The sequence below is a fragment of the Enterobacter sp. MGH 33 genome, from assembly GCF_000534535.1.
GTDB classification, from domain to species: Bacteria; Pseudomonadota; Gammaproteobacteria; order Enterobacterales; family Enterobacteriaceae; genus Enterobacter; species Enterobacter hormaechei_C.
In genome coordinates, this window is record NZ_KI973212.1 from 1,670,617 (window position 1) to 1,690,499 (window position 19,883).

Annotated in this window: 18 protein-coding genes; 15 read left to right on the top strand and 3 right to left on the bottom strand. The window is 56.0% G+C overall.

The features are described 5' to 3' along the window. Positions 1 to 1,680 carry a potassium-transporting ATPase subunit KdpA gene (gene kdpA, locus L379_RS16000; RefSeq protein ID WP_032652985.1) on the bottom strand — a complete coding sequence of 560 codons (1,680 nt, stop codon included), beginning with the start codon at positions 1,678 to 1,680 and terminating at the stop codon, positions 1 to 3. Continuing rightward, complete coding sequence (gene kdpF / locus L379_RS24865) at positions 1,680 to 1,769, bottom strand: K(+)-transporting ATPase subunit F (RefSeq protein ID WP_003858638.1); 90 nt, start codon at positions 1,767 to 1,769, stop codon at positions 1,680 to 1,682. Before kdpF ends, kdpA begins: the two co-directional genes overlap by 1 nt. Before the next feature lie 309 nt (positions 1,770 to 2,078). On the opposite strand from kdpF, the gene L379_RS15995 reads away from it, so the two are divergent. From L379_RS15995 to nei, 7 genes are all read left to right on the top strand, one after another. Beyond that, positions 2,079 to 2,285 carry a YbfA family protein gene (locus tag L379_RS15995; protein ID WP_003858637.1) on the top strand — a complete coding sequence of 69 codons (207 nt, stop codon included), beginning with the start codon at positions 2,079 to 2,081 and terminating at the stop codon, positions 2,283 to 2,285. A 601-nt stretch (positions 2,286 to 2,886) separates the two neighbouring features. Further along, positions 2,887 to 4,299, top strand: coding sequence for a deoxyribodipyrimidine photo-lyase (phrB, locus tag L379_RS15990; protein ID WP_032652987.1), 1,413 nt, complete (start codon positions 2,887 to 2,889; stop codon positions 4,297 to 4,299). A 10-nt stretch (positions 4,300 to 4,309) separates the two neighbouring features. Continuing rightward, positions 4,310 to 5,053, top strand: a complete 744-nt coding sequence (locus tag L379_RS15985; protein ID WP_026094364.1) for a type 2 GTP cyclohydrolase I — start codon at positions 4,310 to 4,312, stop codon at positions 5,051 to 5,053. 14 nt (positions 5,054 to 5,067) lie between these two features. Further along, a complete protein-coding gene (pxpB, locus tag L379_RS15980; protein WP_003858633.1) occupies positions 5,068 to 5,724 on the top strand; it encodes a 5-oxoprolinase subunit PxpB in 657 nt (218 codons plus the stop codon). Beyond that, positions 5,718 to 6,650, top strand: a complete 933-nt coding sequence (gene pxpC / locus L379_RS15975) for a 5-oxoprolinase subunit PxpC (RefSeq protein ID WP_032652989.1) — start codon at positions 5,718 to 5,720, stop codon at positions 6,648 to 6,650. The genes pxpB and pxpC overlap by 7 nt, the downstream gene beginning before the upstream one ends. Further along, positions 6,637 to 7,377, top strand: a complete 741-nt coding sequence (pxpA, locus tag L379_RS15970; RefSeq protein WP_022650616.1) for a 5-oxoprolinase subunit PxpA — start codon at positions 6,637 to 6,639, stop codon at positions 7,375 to 7,377. The genes pxpC and pxpA overlap by 14 nt, the downstream gene beginning before the upstream one ends. Positions 7,378 to 7,395: 18 nt before the next feature. Continuing rightward, positions 7,396 to 8,187 (top strand): endonuclease VIII, encoded by a 792-nt coding sequence (gene nei / locus L379_RS15965; RefSeq protein WP_032652991.1) that lies wholly within the window; start codon positions 7,396 to 7,398, stop codon positions 8,185 to 8,187. 84 nt (positions 8,188 to 8,271) lie between these two features. Here the strand turns inward: nei and L379_RS15960 are convergent, their stop codons facing one another. Next, positions 8,272 to 9,555: a citrate synthase gene (locus L379_RS15960; RefSeq protein ID WP_006809584.1), complete on the bottom strand. Its 1,284-nt coding sequence runs from the start codon at positions 9,553 to 9,555 to the stop codon at positions 8,272 to 8,274. Positions 9,556 to 10,194: 639 nt separating this feature from the next. Here L379_RS15960 and sdhC point away from each other — a divergent pair. The 8 genes from sdhC to sucD all read left to right on the top strand — a co-directional run bounded on the left by sdhC (position 10,195) and on the right by sucD (position 19,846). Continuing rightward, the gene (sdhC, locus tag L379_RS15955) at positions 10,195 to 10,599 is read left to right on the top strand and encodes a succinate dehydrogenase cytochrome b556 subunit (protein ID WP_026080740.1); all 405 of its coding nucleotides are present in this window, start codon (positions 10,195 to 10,197) and stop codon (positions 10,597 to 10,599) included. After that, complete coding sequence (gene sdhD / locus L379_RS15950) at positions 10,593 to 10,940, top strand: succinate dehydrogenase membrane anchor subunit (RefSeq protein WP_003858621.1); 348 nt, start codon at positions 10,593 to 10,595, stop codon at positions 10,938 to 10,940. Before sdhC ends, sdhD begins: the two co-directional genes overlap by 7 nt. Continuing rightward, positions 10,940 to 12,706, top strand: coding sequence for a succinate dehydrogenase flavoprotein subunit (gene sdhA / locus L379_RS15945; protein ID WP_032652993.1), 1,767 nt, complete (start codon positions 10,940 to 10,942; stop codon positions 12,704 to 12,706). The genes sdhD and sdhA overlap by 1 nt, the downstream gene beginning before the upstream one ends. A gap of 15 nt (positions 12,707 to 12,721) precedes the next feature. Then, a complete protein-coding gene (locus L379_RS15940; protein WP_023303307.1) occupies positions 12,722 to 13,438 on the top strand; it encodes a succinate dehydrogenase iron-sulfur subunit in 717 nt (238 codons plus the stop codon). A gap of 238 nt (positions 13,439 to 13,676) precedes the next feature. Further along, positions 13,677 to 16,484 (top strand): 2-oxoglutarate dehydrogenase E1 component, encoded by a 2,808-nt coding sequence (sucA, locus tag L379_RS15935; protein WP_003858615.1) that lies wholly within the window; start codon positions 13,677 to 13,679, stop codon positions 16,482 to 16,484. Positions 16,485 to 16,498: 14 nt separating this feature from the next. After that, the gene (odhB, locus tag L379_RS15930) at positions 16,499 to 17,725 is read left to right on the top strand and encodes a 2-oxoglutarate dehydrogenase complex dihydrolipoyllysine-residue succinyltransferase (protein WP_032652995.1); all 1,227 of its coding nucleotides are present in this window, start codon (positions 16,499 to 16,501) and stop codon (positions 17,723 to 17,725) included. An 85-nt stretch (positions 17,726 to 17,810) separates the two neighbouring features. Then, a complete protein-coding gene (sucC, locus tag L379_RS15925) occupies positions 17,811 to 18,977 on the top strand; it encodes an ADP-forming succinate--CoA ligase subunit beta (protein ID WP_017384968.1) in 1,167 nt (388 codons plus the stop codon). Beyond that, entirely contained in the window at positions 18,977 to 19,846 is an 870-nt protein-coding gene (gene sucD, locus L379_RS15920) for a succinate--CoA ligase subunit alpha (RefSeq protein ID WP_003858609.1), read from the top strand. Before sucC ends, sucD begins: the two co-directional genes overlap by 1 nt. Positions 19,847 to 19,883 lie beyond the last annotated feature (37 nt).

Here is a 19,883-nt window from a genome sequence, read left to right on the forward strand (position 1 = left end):
TCAGCGTAAAGAGAGATATTCCGCAACCGGGCCTAACGCGAGGGCGGGGATAAAGGTCAGGGCACCCACCAGCAAAACGGTGCCAATCAGCAGGCCGACGAACAGCGCGCCGTGAGTCGGTAACGTACCGGTGGTGGTCGGCTGGATCTTCTTATTCACCAGTGTTCCAGCGATCGCCATGACGGGAATAATCACGCCGAAACGTCCGATGAACATGCAGAACGCCAGCAAACAGTTCCAGAACGGCGAGTTGGCGCTTAATCCTGCAAAGGCGCTGCCGTTGTTGTTGGCGGCAGACGAAACGGCGTAAAGCACTTCGCTAAAGCCGTGAATGCCTGGGTTAAAGATGCCGTTGCGCCCGGCGTCGGTCATCAGCGCCAGCGCGGTACCGAGCAGCACAAGGGTGGGGGTGACCAGAATTGCCAGCGCGGTTAATTTCATTTCGCGGACGTCGATTTTTTTGCCGAGATACTCCGGCGTGCGACCGATCATTAGCCCGGCGATAAACACGGCGAGCAGAACGAACAACAGCATGCCGTACAGCCCCGAACCGACCCCACCGAAAACTACCTCGCCAATCTGCATCAGCCACATCGGGATCATGCCGCCGAGCGCGGTAAAAGAGTCGTGCATGGCGTTCACTGCCCCGCAGGAGGCTGCCGTGGTGACCACCGCATAGAGGCTGCTGGCAAGAATGCCGAAGCGGCTCTCTTTGCCTTCCAGGTTGATATTGCTGTTAGCCCCCAGCAGCATGAAGTGGCTGTTGCCGTTCCATTCGGCCCACATCACCAGTGCTACGCAGACCACGAAGATCAACGACATCGCCCACAGCAGCGTACGTCCCTGGCGGCGATCGTTAACCACATCGCCAAAGGCGAAGCAGAGCGCGGCGGGGATCAGGAAGATCGCCAGCATCTGTACAAAATTGGTTAATGCCGTTGGGTTTTCAAACGGATGCGATGAGTTGGCGTTGAAGAAGCCGCCGCCGTTGGTGCCCAGCATCTTGATCGCTTCCTGCGACGCCACCGGCCCCATAGGAAGGAGTTCCCTGGCCCCTTCAAGCGAGGTGTAAGGGGTATAAGGCAGCAGGTTTTGCAGAGTGCCTTGCTGAATAAAGAACAGGGCAATAATCAGCGCAACAGGCACCAGGATCCAAAGGGTGATGCGCGTGACATCAACCCAGGCGTTGCCGAGGGTGCTGACATTCTGACGGGCAAACGCGCGCGTCAGGGCGAAGATCACCGCGATACCGCTGGCCGCAGAAAGAAAGTTTTGCACGGTTAACCCGGCCATCTGGCTGAAGTAGCTGAGCGTGGTTTCACCAGCGTAAGACTGCCAGTTGGTGTTGGTGACAAAGCTGACCGCCGTGTTCAGCGCCAGATGCCAGGATAAACCCGGTAACTGCTGCGGGTTCAACGGCAGACTGCCCTGGAGCATCAGCAGCGTAAAGAGGGCAATAAGCCCCAGGATATTCAGAAGCAGTATCGCCATTAGGTACTGGCGCCAGTTCATTTCCCGATCGCTGATACCTGAAATGCGCCAGAGCACGTTTTCAATATTTCGCGTGCCCGGCAATGGCACGTTGTTTATCAGACGCGCCAGCGCTGTTCCCAGCGGCCTGGCGAGCACAAACAGCACCAGTAAAAAGCTGGCAATAAGCAAAAACGCCTGAGCAGCCATCAGAATGCCTCCGCATTAATCAGGGCATAAATCAGATAACCCAATAACAGGAACACCAGCACGATGCCGGCAATCAGACCTGCACTCACAATCCACCTCCGGGTGACTTTTGTTGTTGTACAAACGGTAGGATTTATGGCGCAAAGATTTCGCAAAAATCAGAAGGGCAGGTGTAAAAAAAGTATAAAAAGGGAAAGACCACAATTTAACTATTGGTAAGTAAATCGTTAACTTTTTTGTAACTTAATTACAGGCGGGAATGTAAATATTCACGAAATGAATGAAAATAAGTGGTCGGATGAGTAGTAAAATTACAAACAAAGCGGTATTATTTTAACCAGGTCACAGATTTCACATTTTCCGGAGACGGTTTCCGGCCAACTACAGGGGAGAAAATTATGGATCTTTATAAAGAGTTTCCGGCTCATATCATTTTCATGCGTCGCACTTTCGCCGTAGTGGCTGGCGTGCTGGCCCTGCCGGTGATGCTGTTCTGGAAAGATCGCGCACGTTTCTACAGTTACCTGCACCGCGTCTGGGCGAAAACCAGCGAGAAGCCGGTGTGGATGGATCAGGCCGAGAAAGCGACCTGCGATTTCTACTGATACGGTGTGACATCGTAGCCATAAAAAAACCGCCTACAGCAATGTGGCGGTTTTTTTGTCCCTCGGGATTCGCGGTCCGTTGGGTAGTTTTCAAGCTCTCACACAGAGGCTTACAAGCATACTTCTGCTGGTTTAATAAGCAAACGCTTCACTCCTAAATAAATTCTTAAAAACAGGTTCAATGGATGACGTTTTGCTCACGTGATGCCTACTATGCAGCGTCCCTTTCCGCCATCTCGCAAATGGGCACCGGTCCCGGGAAAGGTGTTACCACAACCGTGAGTCAGGCTCCACACAGAGCTTGTGTCCACCGATTTATCACCGGTGGTGATAGGTGGAGCGGTTAGCAGCAGGGACCGCATAGTGAAACGCTATTTATGCATCGCGTTCATTGTCGCCAGCGCACTCGTTGTAAAGAGTGATAAACCGGATGTGTTTATTGCCTTTACCCTGATAGCGCAGGACAAGTAGCGTTAAGGCCGCCTCGGGCGGCCTTTTTTATTTCATCCCGTCTACACTTCATGGCAAAGTAGTTCAATGCATGCCTTTTTCCTTTTACGGCATGCCCTTACGGACATAATGGACAATTGCCTGGAGTTTTATGCCCACCCATCTGGTTTGGTTTCGCGCGGATTTACGCATTCACGACAACTTCGCTCTCGCGGCGGCCTGCCGCGCTAAAGACGCGAATGTGCTGGCCCTGTTTATCGCCACGCCTGAACAGTGGCGGCAGCACGACATGGCGCCCCGGCAAGCGGCACTACTCAGCGCGTATCTGAATGACCTGCAACATTCACTGGCTGAAAAAGGCATTCCGCTGATCTATAAAGAGGCCCATGATTTTGCCGCGCAGCGCCAGACGGTGCAGGCAATCTGCCAGCAGCACGCAGTAACGCATCTTTATTACAACTATCAGTATGAATTCAACGAGCAACAGCGGGATCGTCAGCTGGAGAAAACCCTTGCGGGCGTGGTCTGTGAAGGCTTTGATGACAGCGTGATGCTCGCGCCGGGCAGCGCAATGACCGGTAGCCACGAAATGTATAAAGTTTTCACGCCGTTTAAAAATGCCTTTATCAAACGCCTGAAAGAGGGACTACCTGAGTGCGTTACCGCCCCGACCGTGAGAGGGGAAACGATAACGGATCTGCCGGCGATCAGGCTGAATTATCCCCAGCAGTCGTTCGATGAAACGGTATTCCCCGCCAGTGAGAAAGCAGCTATTGACCGGTTGCGTCAGTTCTGCACGCAGGGGGCGGCGGAGTACGAGGCGCGTCGGGATTTTCCAGCGACTGAAGGCACCAGCCGCTTGTCGGCCTGTTTAGCGCTGGGGGCGCTCTCTCCGCGCCAGTGTTTACATCGCCTGCTGGCGGAACAGCCTCAGGCCTTAGAAGGGGGGGCGGGCGCAGTGTGGCTGAACGAACTGATCTGGCGTGAGTTTTATCGCCATCTGATGACGTATCATCCTGATTTGTGTAAACATCGGCCCTTTATTCGTTGGACCGAACAGGTACAGTGGCAGTCGAATGAGAAGCTGCTTAAAGCATGGCAGTGTGGGCTCACCGGCTTCCCGATTGTTGATGCGGCTATGCGGCAGCTCAATGAAACCGGGTGGATGCATAACCGTCTGCGTATGATTACCGCCAGCTTCCTGGTGAAGGATCTGCTTATCGACTGGCGAACCGGAGAGCGTTATTTTATCTCTCAGCTGATCGATGGCGATCTGGCGGCGAATAACGGTGGCTGGCAGTGGGCGGCCTCCACCGGAACGGATGCGGCTCCCTATTTTCGGATCTTCAATCCGACCACGCAGGGACAACGATTTGACGCCGACGGCGAGTTTATCCGTCGCTGGCTGCCGGAGCTTAATGATGTCCCGGCCAAAGCCATTCATGAACCCTGGGTATGGGCGGATAAACAGCGTGTTACCCTGAACTATCCCCGTCCCATTGTCGACCATAAACAGGCGCGCGTCGCCACGCTGGCGGCGTACGAAGCCGCCCGAAAAGTTTGAGAGAATGATGATGAAAAACAGTGAACTGGAACGCCTGATTAACGAAAAACTCAACACGGCTTCGTTTAGCGACTACGGGCCGAATGGCTTGCAGGTGGAGGGGCGCGAGGCGGTGCAAAAAATCATCACCGGCGTAACGGCAAGCCAGGCGCTGCTGGATGAGGCGGTGCGTCAGGAAGCCGATGCGGTGATTGTCCACCACGGTTATTTCTGGAAAAACGAATCACCGATTATTCGCGGCATGAAGCGCAACCGACTTAAAACGCTGCTGGCGAATGACATCAATCTGTACGGCTATCACCTGCCGCTCGATGCGCATCCTGAACTGGGAAATAACGTTCAGCTTGCGCAGCTGCTGGGGATTACCGTGATGGGTGAAATTGAACCTCTGGTGCCGTGGGGCGAACTGTCGATGCCGGTTCCGGGTCTGGAGCTGGCTTCGTGGATCGAAGCGCGCCTGGGGCGTCGTCCGCTGTGGTGCGGCGACACCGGGCCGGATACCGTGAAGCGCGTGGCATGGTGCACCGGCGGCGGCCAGGGCTTTATTGACAGCGCGGCGCGTTTTGGTGTCGACGCCTTCATTACCGGCGAAGTCTCCGAGCAGACCATTCACTCAGCCCGTGAACAAGGCCTGCATTTTTACGCGGCGGGCCATCACGCCACCGAGCGTGGCGGCATCCGCGCCCTCAGCGAGTGGCTGACGGAAAATACCGATCTGGATGTGACGTTTATTGATATCCCTAATCCGGCCTGATGAGAGGTAGTTAAGTGCAGCGAGCGCGTTGTTATCTTCTGGGTGAAACCGCAGTAGTTCTGGAGCTTGAGCCTCCGGTGACGCTTGCCACGCAAAAGCGTATCTGGCGTCTGGCTCAGCGACTGCCCGAGCTACCCGGCGTGGTTGAAGCTATTCCGGGTATGAATAATATCACCGTGGTGCTGCGTGATCCGCACACGGGGGCGCTGGATGCCATTGAGCGTCTGCAACGCTGGTGGGAGGAGAGCGAGGCGCTGGAGCCGGAATCGCGGACGATTGAGATCCCGGTTGTCTATGGCGGCAAGGGAGGCCCCGACCTTGGCGTGGTGGCCGAACACTGTGGATTAACGGAGAAGCAGGTTGTGGAGCTGCATAGCTCAGTCGACTATGTTGTCTGGTTTTTGGGATTTCAGCCGGGTTTCCCCTATCTGGGCGGCTTATCGCCCCAGCTGCATACGCCGCGCCGGGCTGAGCCGCGCCTGAGCGTACCGGCGGGCAGCGTGGCGATTGGTGGCGAGCAAACGGGAATTTATCCGCTCGCCTCACCGGGAGGCTGGCAGCTGATTGGGCACACGTCCACGCCGTTATTTGAACCAGGCCAGGATGCGCCCATACTCCTGCGTCCGGGGGATACCCTGCGCTTTATCCCGCAGAAGGAGGGGGTATGTTAACGCTTATTCGCGCAGGGCTTTACACCTCGGTACAGGATGCCGGGCGTTTTGGGCTGCGTCAGTCGGGCGTGAGCTACTGCGGTGCGCTCGATCGCCCTTCGCTGGAGATTGCCAACCTGCTGGTAGGTAACGCAGGCAGCACGGCGGCGTTAGAAATTACGCTGGGTCAGTGCGTGATTGAGTTTGGTCAGGAAACCTGGTTTGCCTTAACCGGCGCGGGCTGTGATGCGACGCTGGACGGCAAAGCGGTGTGGACCGGCTGGCGCCTGCGGGCGAAGGCCGGGCAGCGTCTGACGCTCAAGCGTCCTCTGCACGGCGTGCGCAGCTATCTTGCGGTGGCGGGGGGGATCGACGTGCCGGAGGTGTTGGGCTCATCCAGCACCGACCAGAAAGCGGGAATGGGCGGCCATGAAGGACGGCTGCTGCGTGACGGCGATCGTCTGCGAATAAAGACCTCAACGCGCCATTTCACCACCACGCAGGGCGTGAAACAGCTGCTGTGGGGGAACGTGATCCGCGCCTTACCAGGACCGGAATACCATGAGTTTGATGAAGCCGCGAAAGAGTCTTTCTGGCGCTCGCCGTGGAAGATCAGCCCGCAGAGTAACCGCATGGGTTACCGGCTTCAGGGGCAGCCGCTGATCCGCACGACTGACCGGGAGCTGCTTTCCCATGGTCTGTTGCCCGGGGTGATTCAGGTGCCGGGCAACGGGCAGCCCATCGTACTGATGAACGATGCGCAAACCACGGGGGGATATCCGCGTATTGCCTGCATTATCGAAGCGGATCGCTACCATCTGGCGCAAATTCCTCTCGGTCAGCCCATTCATTTTGTGCAGTGTTCGCTGGAGGAGGCGCTGAAAGCCCGGCAGGATCAGCAGCGTTATCTCGAACAGCTGGCGTGGAGGCTCGATGGTAAAGATTGATTTAAACGCCGATCTGGGGGAGGGCAGCAACGCCGATGCGGCGCTGATGACGCTGGTCTCCTCGGTGAATATCGCCTGCGGGTTTCATGCCGGCGATGCGCAGACCATGCTGGCAAGCGTGCGCAATGCCATGAAAAACGGCGTGGCGATTGGCGCTCACCCCAGCTTTCCCGACCGGGAAAACTTTGGTCGCACAGCGATGGATCTGCCGCCTGAGACGGTTTACGCGCAAATGCTCTACCAGATCGGCGCGCTGGAGGCGATAGTGCGCGCTGAGAATGGCGTGTTGCGCCACGTCAAGCCGCACGGCATGCTCTATAACCAGGCGGCGAAAGATCCGGTGTTGGCGGATGCCATTGCCCGTGCGGTGCGGGACTGTAATCCGCAACTGATTCTGGTAGGCCTGGCGGGCAGCGAGCTTATTCGTGCCGGAGAACGGCTGGGGCTGACTACGCGGCAGGAAGTGTTTGCCGATCGGGGATACCTGCCGGACGGTAGTCTGGTTCCGCGTACGCAGGCCGGTGCGCTGATCACCGACGAAGGTAAAGCACTGGCGCAGACGCTGGAGATGGTGCGCTTCGGGCGAGTAACCTCAACGGAGGGTACAACGGCAAACGTTCAGGCTGATACGGTGTGCTTGCACGGTGACGGCGAGCATGCGCTCCAGTTTGCGCGACGCCTGCGGGCGGCGTTCTCGGAAGAGGGCATTGTTGTCAGCGCAGAATAATCATGAAAGGACAATAACATGCCAGAAGGTCCGGAGATCCGCCGCGCGGCGGATAGCCTGGAGGCGGCGATAAAGGGCAAACCTCTGAAACACGTCTGGTTTGCCTTTCCTCAACTCAAGCCGTTTGAATCGCAGCTGGTGGGGCAGACGGTGACCCACATTGAAACGCGCGGCAAGGCGTTACTCACCCACTTTTCCCATAACCTGACGTTATACAGCCATAATCAGCTTTACGGTGTCTGGCGGGTGGTGGAGGCGGACGAGCAGCCGCAAACGACCCGCGTGCTGCGCGTGCGGCTACAAACGGCGGATAAGGCGATCCTGCTCTACAGCGCCTCTGATATCGAAATGTTAACGCCGGAGCAACTGCTGACGCATCCGTTCTTACAGCGGGTCGGGCCGGACGTGCTCGACATGCGTCTGACGGCAAGCGATGTGAAAGCCCGGTTGTTATCCCCCACATTCCGCAACCGGCAGTTTTCCGGGCTGTTGCTCGATCAGGCATTTCTGGCGGGGCTGGGAAACTACCTGCGGGTGGAGATCCTCTGGGAAGTGGGGCTGGCGCCGCAGCACAAAGCGTCGCAGCTGAGCGATGAACAGCTGGAGGCGCTGTCGCACGCGTTACTGGATATTCCACGGCTGTCGTACAACACGCGCGGCGTGATGGATGAGAACAAGCATCACGGGGCGCTGTTCCGCTTCAGGGTGTTTCATCGGGCGGGTAAAAAGTGCGAGCGGTGTGGCGGGGTGATTGAGAAGGCGACCATCTCTTCCAGACCGTTTTACTGGTGCCCTGGGTGCCAGATGTAAAAAAGCCGGGTGGTGGCTACGCCTTACCCGGCCTACATCTCGCACTTGTAGGCCCGGCAAGCGAAGCGCCGCCGGGCGTGTTTTTTAGCGCTTAATGTCAGACTTAAAATCACGCTGCTCGTAGCCGGTATACAGCTGACGAGGACGCGCGATTTTCATGCCTTCGCTGTGCATTTCGTTCCAGTGCGCAATCCAGCCCACGGTACGCGCCATGGCGAAGATTACGGTGAACATGGAAGACGGAATGCCCATCGCTTTCAGAATAATGCCAGAGTAGAAATCGACGTTCGGGTAGAGTTTCTTCTCGATGAAGTACGGGTCGTTCAGCGCGATGTGTTCCAGCTCCATCGCCACTTCCAGCAGATCATCTTTGGTGCCCAGCTCTTTCAGCACTTCGTGGCAGGTCTCACGCATGACGGTCGCGCGCGGGTCGTAGTTTTTGTAAACACGGTGACCGAAGCCCATCAGACGGAAGGAGTCATTCTTGTCTTTCGCGCGGCGCACGAACTCAGGAATGTGCTCAACGGAGCTGATCTCTTCCAGCATCTTCAGTGCCGCTTCGTTCGCGCCGCCGTGCGCCGGTCCCCACAGGGAGGCGATGCCCGCAGCGATACAGGCGAACGGGTTCGCGCCGGAAGAGCCCGCGGTACGGACGGTAGAGGTCGAGGCGTTTTGTTCGTGGTCAGCGTGCAGGATCAGAATACGGTCCATCGCGCGTTCCAGCACCGGGTTCACTTCGTACTCTTCGCACGGCGTGGAGAACATCATACGCAGGAAGTTACCCGCGTAGGAGAGGTCGTTGCGTGGGTACACAAACGGCTGACCGATAGAGTATTTGTAACACATCGCCGCCATGGTAGGCATTTTAGACAGCAGACGGAACGCCGCGATATCACGGTGACGTGGGTTATTCACGTCCAGAGAATCGTGGTAGAACGCCGCCAGCGCACCGGTAATACCGCACATGACCGCCATCGGATGAGAGTCACGACGGAACGCATGGAACAGACGGGTAATCTGCTCATGGATCATGGTGTGACGGGTCACGGTGGTTTTAAATTCATCGTACTGGGCCTGCGTCGGTTTTTCGCCGTTCAGCAGGATGTAGCACACTTCCAGATAGTTGGATTCGGTGGCTAACTGATCGATGGGGAAGCCGCGATGGAGCAGGATACCTTCGTCACCGTCAATGTAGGTGATTTTGGATTCGCAAGATGCGGTGGAGGTGAATCCAGGGTCAAAGGTGAATACCCCTTTGGAACCCAGCGTACGGATATCAATAACATCCTGACCGAGCGTGCCTTTTAGCACATCCAGTTCAATAGCATCATCACCATTTAGGGTGAGTTTTGCCTTTGTATCAGCCATTTACGGTCTCCTTAGCGCCTTATGCTTAAGACTGCGCTTTACCGGATTTGCTTTCAGCTGTTAATCATCGTTACCAGATTGTTATTTGGCTTACCGCTCAGCTCACGAGGAGAAACCAGGGTACAGAGCTATGGCGCCTTGCAGGTAAACGAATGAAATATCAGTGAAACAACAGCAAATCAGCGTTTTTGCAGTCCGAATTATTCAAACCTGTATATCACTAATAACTGTCCTGATAACTTCGGTCAATACCATCACACTGTTACATAACTATTTGTCAGGTGAAAGAGAGACCTCATAACTTTTGCGCATTATATGCCTTTTCTGATGACGTTTGTAACAATATTGTTTAACATTTGTCAAATCAGATGATTAAAAATTAAAAAGATGTTGTTATCGTGACCCCGATCACTGTTCCAGAGAAAACCCAACAAACTGTATGTAGGTTAATTGTAATGATTTTGTGAACGGCCTATACTGCCGCCAGGTCTCCGGAACACCCTGCAATCCCGAGCCACCCAGCGTTGTAACGTGTCGTTTTAGCATTTGGAAGCAATGTTTTGCATGACGCGCAGTTATAGAAAAGGAACGCTGTCTGACCCGCATCGCAGTCCGGAGGAAGGAAACAATAAGAACAGCATGTGGGCGTTATTCATGATAAGAAATGTGAAAAAACAAAGACCTGTCAATCTGGATCTGAAAACGATCCGATTCCCTGTAACAGCAATAGCGTCCATTCTGCACCGTGTTTCTGGTGTGATTACGTTTGTGGCGGTCGGTATCTTGCTGTGGTTACTGGGAACCAGCCTCTCATCCCCTGAAGGATTCCTCCAGGCCTCAGCCATTATGAACAGCTTCTTCGTGAAATTTATCATGTGGGGCATTCTGACCGCGCTGGCCTATCACGTGGTTGGCGGCGTTCGCCATATGCTGATGGACTTTGGCTACCTGGAAGAGACGTTCGAGGCCGGTAAACGTACCGCTAACATTTCATTTGTGATCACTGTCGTGCTTTCACTTCTCGCAGGAGTTCTCGTATGGTAAGCAACGCCTCCGCATTAGGACGCAACGGCGTACATGACTTCATCCTGGTCCGTGCTACCGCCATCGTTCTCACCCTTTACATCATCTATATGATCGGTTTCTTCGCGACCAGCGGCACGCTGACGTGGGAAATCTGGAGTGGTTTCTTCGGATCGGCCTTCACCAAAGTGTTCACCCTGCTGGCTCTGTTCTCCATCCTTATTCATGCCTGGATCGGCATGTGGCAGGTGTTGACCGATTACGTTAAACCGCTGGCGATTCGCCTTCCGCTGCAACTGATTATTGTTGTTGCTCTGCTGGTTTACGTCATTTATGGATTTGTTGTGGTGTGGGGTGTGTAATGAAACTGCCAGTCAGAGAATTTGATGCTGTTGTGATTGGTGCGGGTGGCGCAGGTATGCGTGCCGCACTACAAATTTCCCAGAGCGGCCAGACCTGTGCGCTGCTCTCTAAAGTATTCCCGACCCGTTCCCACACTGTGTCTGCGCAGGGCGGTATCACCGTTGCGCTGGGTAATTCCCATGAAGATAACTGGGAATGGCATATGTACGATACGGTAAAAGGTTCCGATTACATCGGTGACCAGGATGCCATCGAATATATGTGTAAAACCGGCCCGGAAGCGATTCTGGAGCTGGACCACATGGGTCTGCCGTTCTCTCGTCTGGAAAATGGCACCATCTATCAGCGTCCGTTTGGCGGCCAGTCGAAAAACTTCGGCGGCGAGCAGGCGGCACGAACCGCAGCGGCGGCTGACCGTACCGGCCACGCGCTGCTGCACACGCTGTATCAGCAGAACCTGAAAAACCACACCACAATTTTCTCCGAGTGGTATGCGCTGGATCTGGTGAAAAACGCCGATGGCGCCGTGGTGGGTTGTACCGCCCTGTGCATCGAAACCGGTGAGGTGGTCTACTTCAAAGCCCGCGCAACCGTTCTGGCGACCGGCGGCGCAGGCCGTATCTATCAGTCCACTACCAACGCCCATATCAACACCGGTGACGGCGTTGGGATGGCGATCCGCGCTGGCGTGCCGGTGCAGGACATGGAGATGTGGCAGTTCCACCCAACCGGTATCGCCGGTGCGGGCGTACTGGTGACAGAAGGCTGCCGTGGTGAAGGTGGTTACCTGCTGAACAAACATGGCGAGCGCTTCATGGAGCGTTATGCGCCAAACGCAAAAGACCTTGCGGGCCGTGACGTGGTGGCGCGTTCCATCATGATCGAAATCCGTGAAGGCCGCGGCTGTGACGGCCCTTGGGGTCCACACGCGAAGCTGAAACTCGACCATCTGGGTAAAGACGTGCTGGAATCCCGTCTGCCGGGCATTCTGGAACTGTCCCGCACCTTCGCTCACGTCGACCCGGTGAAAGAGCCAATTCCGGTTATCCCAACCTGTCACTATATGATGGGCGGTATTCCGACCAAAGTGACCGGTCAGGCGCTGACCGTGAACGAGCAGGGCGAAGACGTAGTCATCCCTGGCCTGTTCGCGGTAGGCGAAATTGCCTGCGTATCCGTGCACGGCGCAAACCGTCTGGGCGGCAACTCCCTGCTGGACCTGGTGGTCTTTGGTCGTGCGGTGGGTCTGCATCTCCAGGAGTCTATTGCCGAGCAGGGCGCGCTGCGTGATGCGACCGACGACGAAATCGATGCCTCTCTTGAGCGCCTCAACCGCTGGAACGGCAACCGTAACGGCGAAGATCCGGTGGAAATTCGTAAAGCGCTGCAAGAGTGTATGCAGCACAACTTCTCGGTATTCCGCGAAGGTGACGCGATGGCCAAAGGGCTTGAGCAGCTGAAAGCGATCCGCGAGCGTCTGAAGAATGCCCGTCTGGATGATACCTCCAGCGAGTTCAACACCCAGCGCGTGGAGTGCCTGGAGCTGGATAACCTGATGGAAACCGCGTTCGCCACTGCGATGTCGGCAAACTTCCGTACCGAAAGCCGTGGCGCCCATAGCCGCTTCGACTTCCCGGATCGTGATGACGAAAACTGGCTGTGCCATTCCCTGTATCTGCCAGAGTCGGAAACCATGACGCGTCGTAGCGTTAACATGGAACCGAAACTGCGTCCGGCGTTCCCGCCGAAGATTCGTACTTACTAATGCGGAGACAGGATAATGAAACTCGAATTCTCAGTTTATCGTTATAACCCGGATGTAGACGATGCTCCGCGTATGCAGGATTACACCCTCGAAGCGGAAGAAGGTCGTGACATGATGCTGCTGGATGCCTTAATCCAGCTGAAAGAGAAAGATCCTACGCTGTCGTTCCGCCGCTCCTGCCGTGAAGGGGTGTGTGGCTCTGACGGTGTAAACATGAACGGCAAAAACGGTCTGGCCTGTATCACGCCAATTTCAGCGCTACAGCGTTCTGGCCAGAAAATTGTGATCCGTCCTCTGCCTGGCCTGCCGGTCGTGCGTGATTTGGTGGTGGACATGGGGCAATTCTATGCACAATATGAGAAGATTAAGCCTTACTTATTGAATAATGGGCAAAATCCACCCGCTCGCGAGCACTTACAGTCTCCTGAGCAGCGTGAAAAACTCGATGGGTTGTACGAGTGTATTCTCTGTGCATGCTGTTCAACGTCATGCCCGTCATTCTGGTGGAACCCGGATAAATTTATCGGCCCTGCGGGTCTGCTGGCTGCCTACCGCTTCCTGATCGACAGCCGCGATACCGAAACCGAGAATCGTCTGGAAGGGCTAAGTGACGCTTTCAGCGTATTCCGCTGCCATAGCATCATGAACTGCGTCAGTGTGTGTCCTAAGGGGCTGAACCCGACGCGCGCCATCGGCCATATTAAGTCGATGTTGTTGCAGCGCAGTGCGTAAGTAACAACGCCGGATGGCGCTGCGCTTATCCGGCCTACGTAACAGTAGGCCCGGTAAGCGTAGCGTCACCGGGCAAATTGCAGAAACCTTTAAAAACTGCCCTGAAGTTTAGACAGTTTCTAAAGGTTCCTTCGCGGGCCAAATGAAAAGAGCTCGCAGGTGAACCCCGGCACGTACACGTGGTGTGCGTGGTAGTTTCTACGGCGAAAGTAAGCATAAAAATGCTTAAGGGATCACGATGCAGAACGGCGCAATGAAAGCCTGGCTGGACTCTTCTTACCTCTCTGGTTCAAACCAGAGCTGGATAGAACAGCTCTATGAAGACTTCTTAACCGATCCTGACTCAGTGGACGCAAACTGGCGTTCCATGTTCCAGCAGTTGCCTGGTACAGGGGTCAAACCGGATCAATTCCATTCAAAAACACGTGATTATTTCCGTCGTCTGGCGAAGGATGCCTCACGTTACTCTTCTGCGATTTCCGACCCTGACACCAATGCGAAGCAGGTTAAAGTCCTGCAACTTATCAACGCTTATCGCTTCCGTGGTCACCAGCATGCGAATCTCGATCCGCTGGGACTGTGGCAGCAGGAACGTGTAGCGGATCTCGATCCGGCTTATCACGATCTGACCGAGGCCGATTTCCAGGAAAGCTTTAACGTAGGTTCCTTTGCCATCGGCAAAGACACGATGAAGCTGGGCGATCTGATTGACGCGCTCAAGCAAACCTACTGCGGCTCCATCGGCGCGGAATATATGCACATTACCTCCACCGAAGAGAAACGCTGGATCCAGCAGCGTATCGAATCCGTGGCAGGCCACGCGAATTTCTCAGCAGAAGAGAAAAAACGTTTCCTCAGCGAACTGACCGCAGCGGAAGGCCTTGAGCGCTATCTGGGCGCGAAATTCCCTGGCGCAAAACGCTTCTCACTGGAGGGCGGCGATGCGTTAGTCCCGATGCTGAAAGAGCTGATTCGTCATGCCGGTAAGAGCGGCACGCGCGAAGTGGTGCTGGGCATGGCGCACCGTGGTCGCCTGAACGTGCTGGTTAACGTGCTGGGTAAAAAGCCGCAGGATCTGTTCGACGAATTTGCGGGTAAACATAAAGAGCACCTCGGCACCGGTGACGTGAAGTACCACATGGGCTTCTCGTCGGATATCGAAACCGAGGGCGGTCAGGTTCACCTGGCGCTGGCGTTTAACCCGTCGCACCTGGAAATCGTCAGCCCGGTGGTTATCGGTTCCGTGCGTGCGCGTCTGGATCGTCTGGACGAGCCGAGCAGCAATAAAGTGCTGCCAATCACCATTCACGGTGATGCGGCGGTCACAGGGCAGGGCGTGGTTCAGGAAACCCTGAACATGTCGAAAGCGCGTGGTTATGAAGTGGGCGGTACCGTTCGCATCGTAATCAACAACCAGGTGGGCTTCACCACCTCTAACCCGCTGGATGCGCGTTCCACCCCGTACTGCACCGACATCGGTAAAATGGTTCAGGCGCCAATTTTCCACGTTAACGCGGATGACCCTGAAGCCGTTGCTTTCGTTACCCGTCTGGCGCTGGACTTCCGTAACACCTTCAAGCGCGATGTGTTCATTGACCTCTTCTGCTACCGCCGTCACGGCCACAACGAAGCGGATGAGCCAAGTGCAACCCAGCCGCTGATGTACCAGAAAATCAAAAAACACCCGACGCCGCGTAAAATCTACGCTGACAAGCTGGAAAGCGAAAAAGTGGCGACGCTGGAAGATGCGACCGAGATGGTCAACCTCTACCGCGACGCGCTGGATGCGGGTGAATGCGTAGTGAAAGAGCTGCGTCCAATGAACATGCACTCCTTCACCTGGTCGCCGTACCTCAACCACGAGTGGGACGAGAGCTACCCGAACAAGGTTGAGATGAAGCGTTTGCAGGAGCTGGCTAAACGCATCAGCACCGTGCCGGAAGCGATCGAGATGCAGTCCCGCGTGGCCAAGATCTATGGCGATCGCCAGGCAATGGCGGCGGGTGAGAAGCTGTTCGACTGGGGCGGCGCGGAAACGCTGGCCTATGCGACGCTGGTTGACGAAGGTATTCCGGTTCGTCTGTCCGGTGAAGATGCGGGTCGTGGCACCTTCTTCCACCGTCATGCGGTTGTGCACAACCAGTCTAACGGTTCAACGTACACTCCGCTTCAGCACGTGCATAACGGTCAGGGCCAGTTCAAGGTCTGGGACTCCGTGCTGTCAGAAGAAGCAGTTCTGGCCTTCGAATACGGCTACGCCACCGCAGAACCCCGCACCCTGACCATCTGGGAAGCGCAGTTCGGTGACTTCGCCAACGGTGCGCAGGTCGTCATCGACCAGTTCATCTCCTCCGGTGAGCAGAAGTGGGGCCGTATGTGCGGTCTGGTGATGCTGCTGCCGCACGGCTACGAAGGACAGGGGCCGGAGCACTCCTCCGCGCGTCTGGAGCGTTATCTGCAACTCTGCGCCGAGCAGAATATGCAGGTTTGCGTGCCGTCCACTCCGGCTCAGGTTTACCACATGCTGCGTCGTCAGGCGCTGCGCGGTATGCGCCGTCCGCTGGTAGTCATGTCACCAAAATCCCTGCTGCGCCATCCACTGGCGGTCTCCAGCCTGGAAGAGCTGGCAAACGGCACCTTCCTGCCGGCCATCGGTGAAATTGACGAGCTGGATCCGCAGGCCGTTAAGCGTGTCGTAATGTGTTCTGGTAAGGTTTATTACGACCTGCTGGAACAGCGCCGTAAGAACGATCAGAAAGATGTCGCCATCGTGCGTATCGAACAGCTTTATCCGTTCCCGCATCAGGCGATGCAGGAAGTGCTGAAACAGTACGCTCACGTTCATGATTTTGTCTGGTGCCAGGAAGAGCCGCTCAACCAGGGCGCATGGTATTGCAGCCAGCATCATTTCCGTGAAGTGATTCCATTTGGGTCTGCTCTGCGTTATGCAGGTCGCCCGGCCTCCGCCTCTCCGGCGGTAGGGTATATGTCCGTTCACCAGAAGCAGCAACAAGATCTGGTCAATGACGCGCTGAACGTCGATTAATTAAAGGATACATAATGAGTAGCGTAGATATTCTTGTTCCCGACCTGCCTGAGTCAGTAGCAGATGCAACCGTCGCCACCTGGCACAAAAAACCAGGCGACGCGGTAACCCGTGACGAAGTGCTGGTAGAAATCGAAACTGACAAAGTGGTACTGGAAGTACCGGCTTCAGCGGATGGCATTCTGGATGCAGTCCTGGAAGATGAAGGTACGACCGTCACTTCTCGCCAGATCCTGGGTCGCCTGCGTGAAGGCAATAGCGCGGGCAAAGAGTCCAGCGCCAAATCTGAAGAGAAAGCGTCTACTCCGGCCCAGCGCCAGCAGGCGTCTCTGTCCGATCAGACCAATGACGCGCTCAGCCCGGCGATCCGTCGCCTGCTGGCTGAGCACAGCCTCGATCCGGCAGCCATCAAAGGCACCGGCGTGGGTGGCCGTCTGACGCGCGAAGACATCGACAAGCATCTGGCAAAAGCGCCTTCTGAGGCGAAAGCGGAAGCGAAAGCCCCTGCGGCAGCACCAGCGGCACAGCCAGCTCTGGGCGCACGTAGCGAAAAACGCGTGCCTATGACCCGCCTGCGTAAGCGCGTGGCCGAGCGTCTGCTGGAAGCGAAAAACTCCACCGCGATGCTGACCACCTTTAACGAAGTCAACATGAAGCCAATCATGGACCTGCGCAAGCAGTACGGTGACGCGTTTGAAAAACGTCACGGTATCCGTCTGGGCTTCATGTCCTTCTACGTGAAAGCGGTAGTTGAAGCGCTGAAACGCTACCCGGAAGTGAACGCGTCTATCGATGGCGATGACGTGGTTTACCACAACTACTTCGACGTCAGCATGGCGGTTTCTACCCCACGCGGCCTGGTTACCCCGGTTCTGCGTGACGTGGATACCCTGGGTATGGCTGACATCGAGAAGAAAATCAAAGAGCTGGCCGTGAAAGGCCGCGACGGCAAGCTGACCGTTGAGGACCTGACTGGCGGTAACTTCACCATTACCAACGGTGGTGTGTTCGGCTCGCTGATGTCTACCCCGATCATCAACCCGCCGCAGAGCGCGATCCTGGGTATGCACGCCATTAAAGATCGTCCAATGGCGGTAGTCGGTAAAGTTGAGATCCTGCCGATGATGTACCTGGCGCTCTCTTACGATCACCGCCTGATCGACGGCCGCGAGTCCGTAGGCTTCCTGGTTGCCATTAAAGAGCTGCTGGAAGATCCAACGCGTCTGCTGCTGGACGTCTAGTTTTTGCAGTCTTGCCCGGCGGCGCGTTGCTTGCCGGGCCTACAAAAGCACTACCTAACGATTACCTGAAGGATGGATAGAACACATGAACTTACATGAATATCAGGCCAAACAGCTGTTTGCCCGGTATGGCTTACCGGCTCCGGTGGGTTATGCCTGTACTACCCCGCGTGAAGCAGAAGAAGCCGCGTCTAAAATCGGTTCCGGCCCGTGGGTAGTTAAATGTCAGGTTCACGCTGGTGGCCGTGGTAAAGCGGGCGGTGTGAAGGTTGTTAAGAGCAAAGAAGAGATCCGTGCGTTTGCTGAACATTGGCTCGGCAAGCGTCTGGTAACCTACCAGACAGATGCGAACGGCCAGCCGGTTAACCAGATCCTGGTGGAAGCGGCAACCGACATCGCGAAAGAACTGTACCTCGGCGCAGTCGTAGACCGTAGCTCCCGTCGCGTGGTGTTCATGGCGTCTACCGAAGGCGGCGTGGAAATCGAAAAAGTGGCGGAAGAAACCCCGCACCTGATCCACAAAGTGGCTATCGATCCGCTGGCGGGCCCAATGCCTTACCAGGGTCGTGAGCTGGCATTCAAACTGGGTCTGGAAGGCAAGCTGGTTCAGCAGTTCACCAAGATCTTCATGGGTCTGGCGACCATTTTCCTGGAGCGCGATTTGGCGCTGATCGAGATCAACCCGCTGGTGATCACCACCCAGGGCGACCTGATCTGCCTCGACGGCAAGCTGGGCGCTGACGGCAACGCGCTGTTCCGCCAGTCCGATCTGCGTGAAATGCGCGATCAGTCTCAGGAAGATCCGCGTGAAGCACAGGCTGCACAGTGGGAGCTGAACTACGTCGCGCTGGATGGCAACATCGGCTGCATGGTTAACGGTGCGGGCCTGGCAATGGGCACCATGGACATCGTTAAGCTGCACGGCGGTGAGCCAGCGAACTTCCTCGACGTGGGCGGTGGCGCAACTAAAGAGCGCGTAACCGAAGCGTTCAAAATCATTCTCTCTGACAGCAACGTGAAAGCGGTTCTGGTGAACATCTTCGGCGGTATCGTACGTTGCGACCTGATCGCCGACGGTATCATCGGCGCGGTAGAAGAAGTGGGCGTTAACGTTCCGGTTGTTGTACGTCTGGAAGGGAACAACGCTGAACTCGGCGCGAAAAAACTGGCTGACAGCGGCCTGAATATTATTGCAGCGAAAAGTCTGACGGATGCAGCTCAGCAGGTTGTTGCCGCAGTGGAGGGGAAATAATGTCCGTTTTAATTAATAAAGATACCAAGGTTATCTGCCAGGGCTTCACCGGTAGCCAGGGGACTTTCCACTCCGAACAGGCGATTGCCTACGGTACGCAGATGGTTGGCGGCGTAACGCCAGGTAAAGGCGGCACCACGCACCTGGGCCTGCCGGTGTTCAACACCGTGCGTGAAGCGGTAGAAGCGACGGGCGCAACCGCGACCGTGATCTACGTACCGGCGCCGTTCTGCAAAGACTCTATTCTGGAAGCGATCGACGCAGGCATTAAGCTGATCATCACCATCACCGAAGGCATCCCGACGCTTGATATGCTGACCGTGAAGGTGAAGCTGGACGAAGCAGGCGTGCGCATGATCGGCCCGAACTGCCCAGGCGTTATCACTCCAGGCGAATGCAAAATCGGCATCATGCCGGGCCACATTCATCGCCCAGGCAAAGTGGGTATCGTGTCCCGTTCCGGTACCCTGACCTATGAAGCGGTTAAGCAGACCACCGACTACGGTTTCGGCCAGTCCACCTGCGTGGGCATCGGCGGTGACCCGATCCCGGGCTCTAACTTCATCGACATCCTGAAGCTGTTCCAGGAAGATCCACAGACCGAAGCGATCGTGATGATCGGTGAGATCGGTGGTAGCGCGGAAGAAGAAGCGGCTGCTTACATCAAAGATCATGTGACCAAGCCGGTGGTGGGTTACATCGCGGGTGTGACCGCGCCGAAAGGCAAACGTATGGGTCACGCGGGCGCGATTATCGCAGGCGGTAAAGGTACGGCTGATGAGAAATTCGCAGCACTGGAAGCCGCAGGCGTGAAAACCGTTCGCAGCCTGGCGGATATCGGTGAAGCACTGAAATCCATCATTAAGTAAGTCCTCTCTGCTCCCCGAATGGGGCGCGTTGAAGTAT